At 42.8% G+C, this 16,304-nt stretch carries 18 protein-coding genes; all 18 read right to left on the reverse strand.

Going from position 1 to position 16,304, the window contains the following annotated elements; genetic code table 11:
* Position 1: 1 nt before the first annotated feature.
* Entirely contained in the window at positions 2-634 is a 633-nt protein-coding gene (locus tag CTER_RS15890; RefSeq protein WP_004627082.1) for a precorrin-2 dehydrogenase/sirohydrochlorin ferrochelatase family protein, read from the reverse strand.
* A 31-nt stretch (positions 635-665) separates the two neighbouring features.
* On the reverse strand, positions 666-1,589 hold the full coding sequence (locus tag CTER_RS15895) for a glutamyl-tRNA reductase (protein WP_004627112.1): 924 nt from the start codon (positions 1,587-1,589) through the stop codon (positions 666-668).
* A complete protein-coding gene (locus tag CTER_RS28345) occupies positions 1,549-1,710 on the reverse strand; it encodes a hypothetical protein (RefSeq protein WP_165585969.1) in 162 nt (53 codons plus the stop codon). The genes CTER_RS15895 and CTER_RS28345 overlap by 41 nt, the downstream gene beginning before the upstream one ends.
* A 249-nt stretch (positions 1,711-1,959) precedes the next feature.
* Positions 1,960-2,856 (reverse strand): NAD(P)/FAD-dependent oxidoreductase, encoded by an 897-nt coding sequence (locus CTER_RS15900; RefSeq protein WP_004627095.1) that lies wholly within the window; start codon positions 2,854-2,856, stop codon positions 1,960-1,962.
* A 73-nt stretch (positions 2,857-2,929) separates the two neighbouring features.
* Entirely contained in the window at positions 2,930-4,168 is a 1,239-nt protein-coding gene (locus CTER_RS15905; RefSeq protein ID WP_004627152.1) for an O-acetylhomoserine aminocarboxypropyltransferase/cysteine synthase family protein, read from the reverse strand.
* A 19-nt stretch (positions 4,169-4,187) separates the two neighbouring features.
* Positions 4,188-4,439, reverse strand: a complete 252-nt coding sequence (locus CTER_RS15910) for a sulfurtransferase TusA family protein (protein WP_004627139.1) — start codon at positions 4,437-4,439, stop codon at positions 4,188-4,190.
* A 104-nt stretch (positions 4,440-4,543) separates the two neighbouring features.
* Positions 4,544-5,407 carry a 4Fe-4S dicluster domain-containing protein gene (locus CTER_RS15915; protein WP_004627163.1) on the reverse strand — a complete coding sequence of 288 codons (864 nt, stop codon included), beginning with the start codon at positions 5,405-5,407 and terminating at the stop codon, positions 4,544-4,546.
* Positions 5,408-5,564: 157 nt separating this feature from the next.
* Positions 5,565-5,981 carry a M67 family metallopeptidase gene (locus CTER_RS15920; protein WP_004627149.1) on the reverse strand — a complete coding sequence of 139 codons (417 nt, stop codon included), beginning with the start codon at positions 5,979-5,981 and terminating at the stop codon, positions 5,565-5,567.
* A 170-nt stretch (positions 5,982-6,151) separates the two neighbouring features.
* A complete protein-coding gene (locus tag CTER_RS15925) occupies positions 6,152-6,967 on the reverse strand; it encodes a HesA/MoeB/ThiF family protein (RefSeq protein WP_004627164.1) in 816 nt (271 codons plus the stop codon).
* Positions 6,964-7,179, reverse strand: a complete 216-nt coding sequence (gene thiS / locus CTER_RS15930) for a sulfur carrier protein ThiS (protein ID WP_004627062.1) — start codon at positions 7,177-7,179, stop codon at positions 6,964-6,966. The genes CTER_RS15925 and thiS overlap by 4 nt, the downstream gene beginning before the upstream one ends.
* Positions 7,180-7,213: 34 nt before the next feature.
* Positions 7,214-9,022, reverse strand: coding sequence for a GTP-binding protein (locus tag CTER_RS15935; RefSeq protein ID WP_004627036.1), 1,809 nt, complete (start codon positions 9,020-9,022; stop codon positions 7,214-7,216).
* Complete coding sequence (cysD, locus tag CTER_RS15940; RefSeq protein WP_004627129.1) at positions 9,023-9,904, reverse strand: sulfate adenylyltransferase subunit CysD; 882 nt, start codon at positions 9,902-9,904, stop codon at positions 9,023-9,025.
* A 52-nt stretch (positions 9,905-9,956) separates the two neighbouring features.
* Positions 9,957-10,673, reverse strand: coding sequence for a phosphoadenylyl-sulfate reductase (locus CTER_RS15945; RefSeq protein ID WP_004627103.1), 717 nt, complete (start codon positions 10,671-10,673; stop codon positions 9,957-9,959).
* A 46-nt stretch (positions 10,674-10,719) separates the two neighbouring features.
* Positions 10,720-11,919 (reverse strand): ROK family protein, encoded by a 1,200-nt coding sequence (locus CTER_RS15950; RefSeq protein WP_004627050.1) that lies wholly within the window; start codon positions 11,917-11,919, stop codon positions 10,720-10,722.
* Positions 11,920-11,970: 51 nt separating this feature from the next.
* Positions 11,971-13,044 carry a sulfate/molybdate ABC transporter ATP-binding protein gene (locus CTER_RS15955; protein ID WP_004627176.1) on the reverse strand — a complete coding sequence of 358 codons (1,074 nt, stop codon included), beginning with the start codon at positions 13,042-13,044 and terminating at the stop codon, positions 11,971-11,973.
* 117 nt (positions 13,045-13,161) lie between these two features.
* Positions 13,162-14,040, reverse strand: coding sequence for a sulfate ABC transporter permease subunit CysW (cysW, locus tag CTER_RS15960; protein ID WP_004627167.1), 879 nt, complete (start codon positions 14,038-14,040; stop codon positions 13,162-13,164).
* Positions 14,041-14,097: 57 nt separating this feature from the next.
* Positions 14,098-14,946, reverse strand: coding sequence for a sulfate ABC transporter permease subunit CysT (gene cysT / locus CTER_RS15965; protein ID WP_004627141.1), 849 nt, complete (start codon positions 14,944-14,946; stop codon positions 14,098-14,100).
* Positions 14,947-14,963: 17 nt separating this feature from the next.
* On the reverse strand, positions 14,964-16,055 hold the full coding sequence (locus CTER_RS15970; protein WP_004627042.1) for a sulfate ABC transporter substrate-binding protein: 1,092 nt from the start codon (positions 16,053-16,055) through the stop codon (positions 14,964-14,966).
* Between the last annotated feature and the right edge of the window lie 249 nt (positions 16,056-16,304).

Here is a 16,304-nt window from a genome sequence, read left to right on the forward strand (position 1 = left end):
TCTAAGCCCTGATTTTCTCTTCGTGCCGCTGCAGCACCCCATTTAATGCCCGGGGGGTAATTTCGCCCTTTGAATAAAACTCCTCAAGAACATTCCGAAGTTCGTGCTCTTTCTCAGGCTGGGTGAGGCAGCTTTTGCGGACTCTGCTTCGGAAACCGGCAAGCATCTCCACAATTTCGGAATAATCTTCGGGAAATATCTCCTCCGTAATTTTTCTGATTTTTTTTGAAAGTGCCGGATATACCCCTGATGTTGATATTCCAATAGCTAAAGATCCTCTTTTAACTATTGACGGAAATATAAATGTACATTTTTCAGGATCATCCACAACATTAACAGGTATATTCATATTTACCGCATCTTCATATACCTGTTCATTTGTTTCCATTGACGAAGTGGCAGCCACAACCAGGTATACCTCATTAATATCATTTTTTGTATACGTACTTCTTATAATTTTTAATTTATCCTGCTTTTCCAATTCAACTAATGAGCTGCATGCTTCAGGAGCAATAATAATTATATCAGCTTCAAACCTCAATAATATTTCGGCTTTTCTGTATGCAATTGCGCCCCCGCCCACTATTAAACACCGCTTTCCCTTAAGGTCGACATACATCGGGAACATGGCCATATCAATTACCCCCGTTTAAAAACACATATTTTCATACCTTCGCAAAATTATTTCTCTTATTGTACCATCTCATAAACTCCCCGATATGGCAGTTGATTTGCTCGTTAATATATTCAAAATCAAACGGCTTTTCCTTGTCTGCACGTGATGGATTTGCATTCTTAAGCTGATCTATGTTATACAGTTTCACGTTATCCAGTTGTTCCATCGCCTGGTCAAAGTCCCTTGGTACCGCCAGGTCTATGAATAAATAAGGTTTTTCCTTATCTTTCATTGTTTCCTCCAGCATATCCAGGGTAACTGTATAATGAGGGCTTAAGGTGGCGCCAATAATAACATCCGACTGATGGATATACAAATACCTGTCATTATAATCCACAGTCATAAAAATATTATCGTTTTGTGTCCGCCCATCAGTATCAGCCGCACTCCTCTTTGTCATGAGGATATTACTGCAGCCTGTTTCAAACAACACTTCCCGCACTGCTTTTCCTATTTCTCCAGAGCCTATGATGAGAACTTTTTTACCGGTCAGCTCCTGTTTATACAGCGCTTCAAGCAGCTGCCCCACCTGACCTGCAACTGAAGAAGCTTTTTTGATCTCTATTCCTCTGGTTTTGATTTTTTTTGAGGAAGTAACGGCAAGCCTTGACAGGGTATTTAAAACAGCCCGGGAGGTTCCGTATTTCATGGATATTTCATAGGCTTTTCTGAACTGTCCCAATATCTGGTCTTCCCCTAGTATCATTGAGTCCATACCCGCTGCGACCTTCATAATATGCCTGATTGCATTGATTCCTTCATATATGCAAAAGTACTTCTTCATTCTATGGAGGTCAAGTCCCTTCAGAAGGCAGAAGTTCTTTTCAACATTTGCCACATCCAACCGGGAAGCTTCTGAAAAAACATGTATTTCAGTCCGGTTGCAGGTTGAAAGAATAGCGCATTCCGAAATCGCCCCCCGACTTTTTTATTCCGGAAAGCATTTTTTCATATTCGTCCGGCCCCATACTGAATTTTTCCCGTATTTCTACCGGTGTTGTTTTGTAATTGACTCCAACAACATATATTTTCATTTAATCTCCATGTTCCCAATGTACCAAATAAATTTTATCTGTGTCTTGCCAGCTAAAAAAATATTTAACGGCTGAATAATATAATCAGTGAAGGCTTGATACCCCCACTGATGCATATTTATTTTATTAAATTTGTCCAGCTGTAATTGTTGTTCAACTTATAATATAACTATTATAACTAATTACCTTTAAAATTCAAAATATTTAAATTAACTCGTTGTATTGTTTAAAGTTACTTCCAGCAATGATCTATTTTGCTTCTGTTCTTGCATTTTTTTCTCTTACAAGTTCAATTATTTTTCTTGCAGCCATCGCTCCCTGCCCCACGGCAGTAGATACCTGCTTGAAGCCTCCTGTACAGTCACCAGCGGCAAATAATCCTGTTATATTGGTTTTCTGATCCTTATCAACCGTTATGGATGCACCTTCTGTGATTACACCAAGCTTTCTGGCAAAATCGGCACTGGATGCACTGTCATTGGCAATAAAGATTCCGTCAAGATTTTCAGCAGTGCCGTCTGAAAAATGAATTCTTTCAAGATAATCCTTGCCTTCCAGCTTCAGAATAGTCTTATCCACTATATTGAACTTTTCATGCAAACTGCTGTAATCACCGCTGTACTCAAGCTCCCTGCCGTTTGTGTATATTGTTATGTTTGAAGTGAAGGGTTTAAGTTCTTCGGCCTCATGAGCGGCAAAATCCTTGTGTCCAAGCACACCAACCTTAAGATTTCTGTAAAAGAAGCCGTCACAGGTAGTACAGTAGCTTACCCCTATGCCTTCCAGTTCCTTAAGTCCTTCCAGGTTCAGTTTCTTCTGAGGCTGTCCTGTGGCAAGAAGAACGGTTTTTCCGGTATAACTTTTTTCTGTGGTTATGACTTCAAAATCCTCACTTTGGTTTACTCCCAGAACTTCTTCCTCCGCTATATCGGCACCGAGCCTTTTGGCTTGAAGTTCCCCCGCTTTTAGAAGCTCACTTCCGCTGATTGCTTCGGTAAACCCGAAATAATTCTCGATTTTATGGGCCTTTAGCAATTCACTGCTGTTTTTTCCTATCACCAGTGTTTTAAGGTTTGCACGAACAGTGTACAGCGCTGCCGATAACCCGGCCGGACCCTTGCCCACAATAATCACATCGTAAATCATATTAACCTCCATGAGCCGCATAGCGGCTACAAAATGTGATGAAAATTTATATCCTTTAGGTTAATTGGCCATGTTATGGCCTTGACATCTTCTCCAAAGCCTGTTCAAAATCTTCCCTGATATCTTCAAAATCCTCTATACCGACACTGATACGGATAAGATCGTCATACACACCCATCTTCTCCATTTCCTCAACGGTATTGGTTGCATAAATAGTAGATGCCGGATGGATGACAAGTGTCCTGACATCACCGATATTTGACAGGTTATAGGCATATTTTAAGGAATTTATGAGCTTGAAGGCATTTTCCTTTGAACCTACCCTTATTGTCAGAATAGCACCGAATTTATCTCCAAACTGTTTACCCGCAACTTCAAAATCATGAGAAGCTTCCAGACCCGGATAATTCACTGCGGTCACACCTGGGTGGCTCTGAAGTGCTCTGGCCAGCTGCAATGCGTTGCTGCAGAGACGGTCCATTCTCAAGGCCATGGTTTCCAGGCCAAGGCTGCAGAGGTATGCATTAAAAGGTGCCATACATGCGCCGAAGTCCTTAAATAATGTCTTTCTGAGTTTTGCAAGGTACACAAACCCTCCGAATTTTTTATATGCATTAAGTGAAGGAAATTTTTCAAAATCCCATTTGAACTTTCCTCCGTCCACAATAATTCCCCCTATGGAGTTTCCGCTGCCATTGATATATTTTGACGTTGAATGAATGACAATATCTGCTCCAAGTTCAAAAGGCTTGACCAAATAAGGAGTAGTGACAGTATTGTCGACAACAAGCGGTATTCCATGGCTGTGGGCCAGCCCGGAAAGCTCCTTGATATCGTATACATCCAGCTTCGGATTTCCTATGGTCTCAATATATATGACTCTGGTCCTGTCATTAATGATTTCTTCAAAACTTTCAGCAGAATTATCTTTTGCATATCTTGCAGTAATGCCGAAATCCTCAAAACAACCGAACAGTGAATATGTACCTCCAAAAATTCCGCTTCCCGAGACTATTTCTTCCCCGCTCCTTACAATATTCAGCAGTGCAAGAGTAACTGCCGCCATGCCCGACGAGCATGCTGCAGAACCCACACCGCCCTCCAGAAAATTTATCCTCTTTTCAAAAGCTTCAATGGTCGGATTGCTGATTCTGGTATACAGGAAGCCTGGTTCACGCCCCTTAAAAATATTTTCCAGCTTTTCGGCAGTTTCCTGTTCAAAGGCTGAAGACTGGTAAATGGGAACTGTGGTAGCTCCGGTTTTACTGTCTGCCCCGAATTCACCATGTAAAAGTGCAGTATTAAATTTCATTTTTTTAAACCCTCCTGCATTAACCTCCTAAGCCGCCCTTTTCAACAAACACGGTAAAGGTTCCATCTTCATTGTTAATGACGTTCAGAACCTTATGCCCCTCATCTTTAAAACTTCTGGGCACGTTCTGAATAGGCTCGCCCTCATTCATTTTTACTTCAAGTATCTGACCGTCCTCCAATTCTTCCAGGGCAACTTTTGCCTTTACAAAGGTAATTGGGCAAACCACATCAGTTATATCAACAAAATCATCAGCTTTTATATTTGACATTTTTAACCTCCTAAGCCATGCTATGGCTTTGAGCCGCATCGCGGCCACAAAATGTAATGAAAACCTATATCCTTTATCGCAATGTGGCGAATAAAGGAGGTAAATTACAATACGCTTGCAACTTCTTTCTCAAGCAGTTCCCAGCCTACTCTGTCCACGGTGTTTCTAAAACGCTCGCTGGACTTGCCGTTTTTTTCATAAAATTTTAATGTAGCATCCACCACTCTGAAAAGTTCATCCGTTGTGAAAACAATCGGCAGAAGCTTTTTCCCTATTGCTATCCTGTTTCCAAACAAACCTCCGAAGTAAATTATAAATCCGCTCCGGCCTTCCCATGCCCCGGTGGGACAGGCTCTAACACATCTGCCGCAGTAGTTGCAGGCTTCTTCCTTAAAAGCCAGCTTTTTCCCCGCCTTGTCAACGGTTATTGCCTTTTCACGGCATACAGCCTCACACAAACCGCAGAAAGTGCAGGCATTTTCCTTCCATTCTACACTTTCTCCGCCCTTAACGCCCAGATCGTTTTCCTCGGCTTTAAGACAGTTATTGCAGCAGGCGGTAATTCCGAATTTGAACTTATGAGGAAGTTCCCTGCCGTGATAACGCCTGTCAAACTCGTATGCCAGTTTTGTGGAGTCAATAATACCGTTGGGACATATTTCGCTGCCCTGACAGGCAGTAATGGTCCTTACTCTTGGTCCGCAGACTCCCGGCTGGAGATTTGCTTCGGCCAGTTCAGCCTTGACCTTCTCCACATCTTCCAGCTTTATAAACGGTATTTCCATACTTTGCCTGGAAGTCATATGTACATAACCGCGGCCGTATTTTTTTGCTATCTCATGAACCTTCAGCAATTGGTCGGCCTGTATCTGACCACCGATAATCCCAAGTCTTAATGAAAAATTGTCCTTCTGCTTCTGGCGCATAAAACCGCCTTTTTTTAATTCCTTATAATCCACCTGTGCCATATAATCTCCCCTTTACGCTCCCAGCGCGTATACAAATAGTAATGAAACAAGCATATGCCAGCCTCTTGATTGCTCAAATGCGCAAATAAGCCAAGGGCTTATTTGTTATGCAAAGCGTACGATGAATGCACGAAATGTAAACTTCGCATTTTTCGCGCTATTCACCTTCTATAATTAGTTTTTCTTCACCAACTTCACTCTTGCTGATATTGAAGCTTTTTAAAACAATATTCCTGTCATCCATTAAAGATATTATAAAATAGCTGGCTTCAGGATCAAAAGCAAGTCTTTTATCTTCTTCCGAAGGCCTTGAGGGTGAAGCCGGATGACTGTGAAAGTTTCCCAGCATGAACCATCCGTTGCTTCTCATATCCTTAACGGCGGCAAACTGTTCTTTCGGATCCATGGAAAAATGCTCGGGGCTGTGATCTGTGTTGGTAAGCAGGTATACTTTTTTGACATATTTGATATCATTTTCAATTATACCGCCGAGCAGCCCGCATGCCTCATCAGGAACAGCCTGCATGGAGTGATCCAATATTTCTTTATATTGCTTTTGAGTAATTACAATCAATTATAGCACCTACCTTCCATATCAGGAAACCGGAAACCTGTTTGTACTTTATAGTAGCATAATTTCCTTACCCTTAACATCGATAAAATTTACTTTTTACTGTAAATAAATTTTTCTATTCTTATAACACCTTATTTATAACAGCCTATTAAAATAACCGGACAACAGAATTAAGTATGCTTTAAATCGCAGACTGCCTGCTCGTAATCAATTAAAGTCTTTATGGAGGGATTTTCTCCGCAAACCTGACATTTTTTATTATAAGGCAGGTTTATTTTTCGAAATTCCATTTTAAGCGAATCATAGGTTAACAGCCTGCCGGTGAGCAGTTCGCCAACCCCAAGAATATATTTGATTGCTTCTGTTGCCTGTATGGTTCCGATTATTCCTCCCATTACCCCGAGAACACCGGCCTCCTTGCAGGTCGGCACGGCATTTGCAGGCGGAGGATTCTGAAATACACATCTGTAGCAGGGTCCCTGCCCGGGAACATATGTCATGGTCTGACCTTGAAATCTTATGATACCCGCATGAGAAAAGGGTTTTTGAGTGAGTACGCAGGCATCATTTATTAAAAATTTGGCAGGAAAATTGTCGGTTCCGTCAATAATAAAATCATAGTCCCTGTCATTAATGATATCCTTGATGTTGGAAGAGCTCACCCATTCCTTGTAGGCAGCCACCTCCACATCCGGATTCATTTCGTTTATGGTTTCCTTGCCCGAAATTACTTTCGGCTTTCCCACATCCTTTGTCAGATGTATTATCTGTCTTTGAAGATTGGAAAGCTCAACGGCATCGAAGTCCACAAGTCCGATGGTGCCCACACCTGCCGCAGCCAGAAACATTGCTGCCGGTGCGCCGAGGCCTCCGGTACCCACAATGAGCACCTTCGACTGGAGCAGTTTCTTCTGCCCCTTGACTCCTACTTCTTTAAGTATGATATGTCTTGAATACCTTTCAAGCTGGTCATTGGAAAAATTCATAATTCCGCGGCTCCTCCCCCCATGAAGTAAAGGAATTCAACAACATCTCCGTCCTTTACCGGCAGTGCTTCAAAATCATCTCTGCTTACAAATTCATCGTTGATCTGCACCGTCACATAATCCTGCATTTCTACATTCTGAAAGCCAAGCAGTCCTCTCACAGTTAATTCCTTTTCAAGCACTACTTCTTTTCCGTTCACTTTAATTTTCATAAAATACCCCCTCTTATTAATTTAAACATACTTTTTATATATAATAGTCCAGTATGATTTCCTGTTGTTTTAACAAATCACATATGGTATCCACAGTGCTGTCAAGTGACCGGCCGGTGCTTATATTGCTGTCGGGCTTGAAGCTGTTGAAGGGCGATTGGCCTACATTGACTATTATTATTTCATTAGGCTGGTTCAATAATTTAAGTTTTTCAGCTTCATAATCATCCAGGTCGAATACCGAGGTGATAAAAATCTGTCCGGCATCTGTGAATATTCTTGCAAGTTCGCCTATCTGCCTGATCTGGCTGTCCCTTGCCTGAAAATCGGTGGAACTTTCTGCTGCAAGTCCGTTCAGCAAACTGGATACCCCCAGATAGTAAGCCTTATAGTTTCTTTTGAAGAGTCTGTCCTCCAGATTCTTACCAATGTCCCGGATTGCTTTTTCGTTTTCTTCACTTCCCGAGGTTATAACAATAAACTTGGACTTGTGTCCATATATCTCTTCTCTGTCGGTAGCCGGAATAAGACCCTTTTCCCAGAGATATTCCCTGTCTCTGATATGTTCAACAAGACTGTTGTCACTGTCGGGTACGCCCTCAAGAATTATTCCGCCTCCTGAAATTTCATAATTGTCTACTATAACAAATCTCCCGGTCAGCTCTATATCCGAGATTGCATCAAAAGCAATTGGCTTGGCTGTTTCCAGAATACATTCGGCAACATCATGTCTTTCAACCTGATCCTTGAAGGTATCGATGTTGAGTTCCGCAGCATCAATAATATTTAAGATTTCAACCAGCTTTACGGCTATTCTCATTGTGCCTATCTTCAATTTATAATTCTTGTTTTTTATCAAAGGCACATGTCCGACCCAGAATATATTGACTCTGAAGCGTGAACTGAGAACAGGCTGTGTTTCACCAGCCTTGACCATCAGCTCTCCCGGCTTTATGTATATCTGTGTTTTCAGTGTAAAGCCTGCGGCCTGGTCGGCATATACAGTATGGGCAGGAGCGGTATTAAAGCCTTCAACACTGTTTATGACACTTCTCTTTTTGGACGGCAAAAATACAACCTCGTCACCGGTTTTTACAGTTCCGCTCAGTACAGTACCTGCAACGATCCTCCTGTCGTCATTCTCCTCGGTAAACTTGTAAATATCCTGTACCGGCATACGGAAGGGAAGCTGCCGGTTCTCCTTTTTGTTTGCAAAGCCGTCAAGCTGCTCCAGAACGGTGGGACCCTCATACCACAGAGTGTTTGCAGATTTTCCTGCAACATTGTCTCCGTTAAAGGCACTTATCGGTATAAAGTTAATGGGCTTGATGTTTATTTTATCAAGAAACTCGGTAAATTCTGACTTTATCGAATTGAATATGTTATTGTCAAAGTCCACCAGATCCATCTTATTTACAAGCACAACAACCTGCTTTATACCAAGCATTGAAACAATATGCCCATGACGCTTGGAATTCTCCCTTATACCTTCCTTGGCATCAATGACCAGAAGTGCCGCTTCGGCTCTTGATGCACCGGTTACCATGTTTTTGAGGAATTCAATGTGCCCGGGCGCATCGATAATGATGTAATCCCTCTTTCCTGTTTTAAAGAAACACCGTGCGGTGTCAATGGTGATGCCCTGCGCCTGTTCGTCCTTGAGAGCATCCAGCAGGAAGGCATATTCAAAGGGTCTTGAGTTCTTTTTGCAATATTCCTTGACTGATTCCAGCTTTCCCTCCGGCAGTGAACCGGTATCGGCAAGAAGCCTTCCTATTACGGTACTTTTACCGTGATCCACATGTCCTACGATTACTATGTTCATCTGTTCTCTGTTGTCCATTTACATGTAACCCCCTCTGCGAAGTGTCTCAAGTCCTCCCCCGTCGTCCTTGTCCTGGGCGCGTCCTGATCTTTCGGCTATGTTTGCAAACTTGCCGCTTTTTAATTCCTCTATGATTTCACCCACATTCTTTGATGTGGATTCAACCGGTGTTGTGCATGGATAACAGCCCAGAGACCTGTATCGTTTTCCTTCCCCCTGGTCAAAATAAAGGGAGGTTATGGGTATGTTTTCACGTTCAATGTATTCCCATATGTTTAATTCTGTCCAGTCCAGCAGCGGATGAATTCTTATATGTGTTCCGGGAGCAAAGTCGGTTTTGAACTGGTTCCAGAATTCAGGCGGCTGATCTCCTACATCCCAGTCATTTTCCCTGTCCCTTGGGGAAAAATATCTTTCCTTGGAGCGGCTGCCCTCTTCATCGGCTCTCACTCCCACAATGACACCGGTATACTTCTCCCTGTTATTGTCAGGTACATATTTACCGGTCTTATGATCCATTACGTACCTGTTCCATTCACCGGACAGGGTGTTTTTCAAAGCTTCCGATTTAAGTGACTGGCAGCAGGTTATCCTGTCCACTTTCCCGTCGGGGAAGGTTTTCTTTTGTGCCAGGGCTTCGGAATTTTCACCGTAAACCATGGTCAGCTTCCACTTTAAAGCCAGATCATCCCTGTATTCAATCATTTCAGGGATTTTATAATGAGTATCAATGTGCACCAGAGGTATGGGCACATGTCCGAAAAATGCCTTCCTTGCCAGCCACAAAAGTACCGTACTGTCCTTGCCTATAGACCACAGCATACAGATGTTTTTAAATTCCCTGTAAGCTTCTCTGAGTATGTGAACACTCTGTGCTTCCAATTTATCCAAATGATTCATAGCTTAACCTCCGCAATTTTATATTTATGGCTTTGAGCCGCACAGCCGCCTGTCAGGCCGGAGCATGACCGCCCAAATGCAGACCGCATTCCTTCTTGTCAGGGTCTTCCCACCACCACCGGCCGCTGCGCACATCCTGACCCGGCTGCACCGCTCTTGTACAGGGTTGGCACCCTATGCTGCGGAAACCTGTGCTGTACAGATGGCTGTAAGGAATGTCATTTGCTTTTATGTATGCCCAAACCTCCTCTTCACTCCAGTGCACTATGGGATTGATCTTATATATGGAATTACCCTCATCCCATTCAAAGATTTCCATATCCTGCCGGGTGGGCGACTGCTCTCTCCTCAAACCGCAGATCCAACCGTCAACGGTGCTCAAAACTCTCTTCAGAGGTTTTACCTTTCTTATATCACAGCATTTTTTTCTCAGTTCCACACTTTCATAAAAGAAATTTGGTCCCAGCCTGGATACCAATTCCTCAATATCCTTGCTTTCAGGAGCATAAACTTCATAATTGAACTTGTACCTGAGCATGGTCTGCTCCATGAGATCATAGGTCTTTTGAAAATGTCTTCCGGTATCAATTACAAAAATCCTCGCCCCGGGGTCAACCTGCAAAAGCATATGTGTCAGCACCTGATCTTCTATGGAAAGACTTGATGCCAATGCTATTTTTGAAACACCAAGGTTTTCTACTGCGTAACTGATGACCTCATCAGGTTTGGCATATCTGCCGTTCAGTGCTTTAAGCTCCAATTGTTCCATGTTTATAACCCCTTCCGCTTTCTATTAACAAATTTATATTAACTGATTATATTAGCTTCTTATTTTCCAGCAGGTTTTCCAGTACAAGGGCGGCCGCTCCTACAGAAATTGCATTTTCATTGAAATAGCCCCCATTGCTGAAAAACAGCTTTCCCGCTCCGTGAGTCCTGATTTTATCCAACGCGGTTTCGGTGCATTTTTCATAGAAAAGCCCGGAGTGTTTTATCAGGGGACCGCTTAAAATAACTATACCGGGATTGAGCAGTTTAATCAGATTTGCCAGTCCGACCCCCATTATTTCAGCCCCTTCGATAATGACCTGCCGGGCTGAACTGTCACTGCTTTCAGCTGCTTTGCAGATATCTATATATGAATATTTATCCTGCAGCTCCTGGGCAGCACTTTTTTTACATTCCCTGAATCTTTCGGCAATGGAATAAATTGAGGAGTACGTTTCAATGCACCCCCTGTTGCCGCAGGAACATTTCTCGCCGTTAAGGTCGATTATCATATGTGCAAATGCATCTTCGGAGTCATTTATATTCCTGACAAAAACTCCCGAGGATATCAAGCCCGTTCTGATGCCCACCCCGCAATTGATATATATGACGTTTTTTATGCCCTTGCCTATTCCAAAACAGGTCTCGGCCAGCACCGCAGCATTGGCGCCATTGTCAATTACCACCGGAATCTCAAGCCGTTTTTCAAATATGGATTTGAGGTGGATATTCTCCCAGCCCGGGGCCTCAAAATTTTCAGGATTTAATACAACACCGCTGTTTCTGTCCAACGGGCCTACAGTGCCGATACCCATTCCGATAATACTGCCGTTTTGCCTGATGATTTTTTCCTGGACCTCCCTGATCCAGCTCAAAATAATACTTAGCGTCAACTTGGGAGTTGAATCGCCGTTCATTTCAAATCTATACTTTTTTACTGGCTGCATCTTCAGGTTGGTCAATACAACCTGTGTATAGGTTCTTGATATGTCAATGCCGATAAGATAGTACTTCCTGGAGTCTATGTCGTATAGAACAGGCTTCCTGCCTCCGGTGGATTCTCCGATTTCCGAACCGGCAATCAGCTTTAACTCCTCCAGAGGCTGCATCATTCTGCTGAGACTGGTCAGCTTTAAACCCGAAAGTTCGGACAGGGCACTTTTTGTTAAAGCCTGGTCATGCAAAATCAAACTTAAGATTTTTTTGGATTCCAAAGTTAATCCGCTGAAAATATTGCTTCTGTTCATAATTCCCACCAACTTCTTACCAATTTAGTCAAAAGTATACAAAAAAATATTTCAGATAATATAGTCCTCGGGTATAAATACTCTGAAATCCTTGGGCTTGACGTAGACTGTCTGCTTTTCCTTCAACATCAGCTTTTTATAGATTTCCTTGCTGATTTCAGCCTCTATATATTCACCTGTATCAATTCTTTTCATCTCAAGATTTACGATTGGTCCAACAGCCCTTATAAAGATGATATTTGCAGCAATAAACCCGTTTTCTCCGGCTTCCAGGCTTATTTCCATATCATGGGGACGTATGTAGCTCACAACATTTCTGTCAGCGGTTTCGGTATGCTCCGGTGCATCAAGCTTTAAGGAGCCCAGTTCGATCTTTCCGTTGTGCACTCTGCCGTGGAACAGGTTGACGTTACCAAGGAAATTATAGACAAAAGGATTGGCAGGGTTGTCGTATACTTCCTCTGGAGTCCCTATCTGCTCAATTTTTCCCTGATTCAGAATGACGATCCTGTCGGCTACATCAAGTGCTTCCTCCTGATCATGTGTAACAAAAACACTTGTGATTGGATATTCATCATGCAGCTTTCTGAGCCACCTTCTGAGATCCTTTCTCACTTTTGCATCAAGGGCTCCGAAGGGTTCATCCAGCAGTAAGACTTTTGGTTCGACAGCCAAAGCCCTTGCAAGTGCAATCCTCTGTCTCTGTCCTCCTGAAAGCTGAGCAGGGTAACGCTTTGCCAGCTCTTCCATTTTTACAAGGGCCAGCAGTTCATGCACCTTCTTTTCAATGGCTTCCTTTCCCGGCCTCAGTTTGGAGGGCCTGACCTTCAAACCGAAGGCAATATTTTCAAAAACCGTCATGTGTTTAAATAGCGCATAATGCTGGAATACAAAACCCACTTTTCTGTCCTGGGTACTTTTACCGGTATTATCCTCACCGTCAAATATGATGCTGCCCTGATCCGAGGTTTCCAGACCGGCAATGATTCTGAGCAGTGTTGTTTTCCCCGAACCAGACGGTCCCAGTAAAGCTACAAGTTCACCGGTGTTGATTTTCAGATCAATATTACTGAGCGCTTTAAAGGAATCAAAAGACTTTGTAATATTGGAAATTTCAATACTCATATTAACCTCCCAAGCCATGTTATGGCTTTGAGCCGCAATAGCGGTCACAAAATAATAATAAAATTTTTGCTTGCTCCTCTACCGCTATAAGGCGAATAAAGGAGGTTAATTGGCCATTTATTTAAACTGCTGTTTGATTTTCCAGTCCGAAATATTCTTAATAATCAAATTGATAATGGCTATAACAGTCAAAAGTGATGCTACCGCAAAAGCTGCCGAAAATTTATACTCGTTATACAGGATCTCAACATGAAGTGGTACTGTATTGGTCAGGCCTCTGATATGTCCGGATACAACCGAAACAGCTCCGAATTCGCCTGCAGCTCTTGCAGCAGTCAGCATTACGCCGTATAGCAGCGCCCACTTGATGTTTGGCAGAGTTATGAGCCAAAAGGTCTTAAAGCCGCTGGCTCCCAGTGTCAGTGCAGCCTCTTCCTCCGCCGTTCCCTGGGATTCCATGAGGGGTATCAGCTCTCTCGCAACAAAAGGCAGAGTGACAAATAATGTTGCAAGAATGATTCCGGGTGGTGCAAAAATTATCTTTAAGCCAAGTTCATTCAAAAGGCCGGCCAGAATGCCATGACTGGTACTGAACAACAGTACGAATATCAAACCCGCAACCACCGGTGATATGGCAAAGGGCAAATCTATTATGGTTACCAGCAGATTTTTGCCCTTGAACTTAAACTTTGCAACAGCCCATGCCGCTACCAATCCGAATACTGTATTTACCGGTACAACAATTGCAATTGTGAGCAAGGTGAGTTTTATAGCTGCCAGAGCAATGGGATCATTTATAGCGGCAAAGTAGACCCCCGCCCCCTGTTCAAAGGCTTTTACAAAAACCGATATGAGAGGTATCAGCAGCATAACGGTGAAGAATAGTAATGCGATTGCTGTCAGCACTATTCGAACAGCCTTTGAATCCCCGGAAGCTTTTTTCTCCTGCCCGGGCTTATTTGAAGTTTGTAAATTTATAGGAATACTACCTGACATGGGACCTCCATATTCAAAAATAAATAATTAGCAGCCTGAGTCCTTCAAACAAATTTATCAAGTCTTGTGCCTGTTACTTGCCCACAATTGAAACAGATTTATAACCAAAAGCATCAGAAACGAGATAATGAGCATAATGGCAGCAACGGCTGTTCCTCCGGCATAATCATACTGTTCAAGCTTTGTTCTGATCAACAGAGGAGTTATTTCGGTTTTCATGGGCATATTCCCTGATATGAAGACTACCGAACCGTACTCACCCAGAGCTCTGGCAAAGGAAAGTGCAAAACCCGTAATCAACGCCGGCATCAGCTCCGGAATAATTATTTTCCGAAAGGCCTGGAATCTGCTTGCACCAAGACAGGCTGCAGCCTCCTCAACTTCGGTATCAATGCCGTGCAAAACCGGCTGGACTGTTCTGACTACAAAGGGAAAGCTTATGAATACCAAAGCAATGGTTATTCCCAGCGGTGTATAGGAGATTTTTATACCCAGCGGTTCAAAGAGTCTGCCTATCCACCCGTTGGGAGAATACAGGGTTGTCAGAGATATACCTGCAACAGCCGTGGGCAGGGCAAAGGGTAAATCTATCAAACCATCTATAATCTTTTTGCCGGGGAAAGTGTATCTTTCCAGTACCCAGGCCAGTAAAAGACCGAAAACGGCATTTACAAGTGCTGCCAGAAATGAAGTACCAAAGGATATCTTCAGGGATGCAAGTACTCTTTCGCTGGTGGCTATTTCCCAGAAGCTTCTCAGTCCAAGGCTGGAGCTGTTGATAAATACCATGGAAACAGGAATCATTACCAGCAGGGTTATGTAAAAAAGTGTCACTCCCATGGTCAGCCCAAATCCGGGTATTACGCTTTGCTGCCGAAATTTCAACGGTTTAACTGCCAGATTCATGAATTCACCTCTGATTTTTATTTTTTAACGTAAATCTGATCAAATACTCCGCCATCATCGAAGTGCTCTTTCTGTGCCTTTGTCCAGCCTCCAAACTCTTCATCGATGGTAAATAAATTTATCTGAGGGAACTGATTTTCATACTTCTTTGCTATGGTTTCATTTCTCGGTCTGTAATAGTTTTTTGCAGCGATTTCCTGTCCCTCATCGCTGTATAGGTATTCCAGATATGCTTCGGCAACCTTTCTGGTTCCCTTTTTATCAACTACTGAATCAACTACAGAAACCGGCGGTTCGGCAAGTATGCTTACAGATGGAACAACTATTTCAAATTTGTCTTTTCCAAGCTCATTTATTGAGAGAAAAGCTTCGTTTTCCCAGGCAATCAGAACATCGCCAAGTCCGCGTTCAACAAAGGTGGTAGTGGCACCCCGCGCTCCTGAATCCAGTACCGGAACATTTGCAAAGAGAGCTTTTACAAATTCCTTTGCCTTCTCCTGATCATTATTGTTCTGTTTCAGGGAATATCCCCAGGCTGCAAGATAGTTCCAGCGTGCCCCTCCCGAGGTTTTTGGGTTGGGAGTTATTACCTGGATTCCCGGCTTGACAAGGTCATCCCAGTCTTTTATATTTTTTGGGTTTCCTTTTCTGACAAGGAATACTATGGTTGAAGTATAAGGTGTTGAATTGTTTGGCAGACGCTTTTGCCATTCCTTGTTTATCAGTTCTTTGTTGGTATTGATGGAATCAATATCATATGCCAGCGCCAGTGTGACCACATCCGCTTCATTTCCGTCAATAACCGTTCTGGCCTGACTCCCTGATCCGCCGTGAGACTGTTGGACTGTGACATCCTGTCCCGTTTTATCCTTCCAGTATTTAACGAACGCTTCATTGTATGCCTGGTATAATTCACGGGTGGGGTCGTAGGAAACATTTAATAGTGTGACCGGTTTACTGCTGTCGGCACTGCTTACAGCTGCCGCATTACCGGATGCCGATGATGCTGATGCAGTATTTGAGCTGTCTCCGCAGCCGGCCAAAACCGATGTAGATAATATCAGACTTAAAATCACCAATGCAACCCTTGTCAACTTTCTTTTTGCCATAACTGTTCTCTCCTTTTCTATTTAGGCATGATTAAGCAATAACTTTCACATTTTAAGACCGCTATTTTCTGCCATACTGTTTAAACATAGCTTATTATTTTATATTAGTATTCATATAGCATTAATATGTTATCATCTAAAAAAATAATAACCTAACAATACAGCGTCAAATTATTCATATCATTCTTATATGTTTAATAAGTTATTGAAATATTAACATGTGGTTAAAAGTCTGTCAATAGTTTATTG

Source organism: Ruminiclostridium cellobioparum subsp. termitidis CT1112 (assembly GCF_000350485.1).
Lineage (GTDB): Bacteria > Bacillota > Clostridia > Acetivibrionales > DSM-1351 > Ruminiclostridium > Ruminiclostridium termitidis.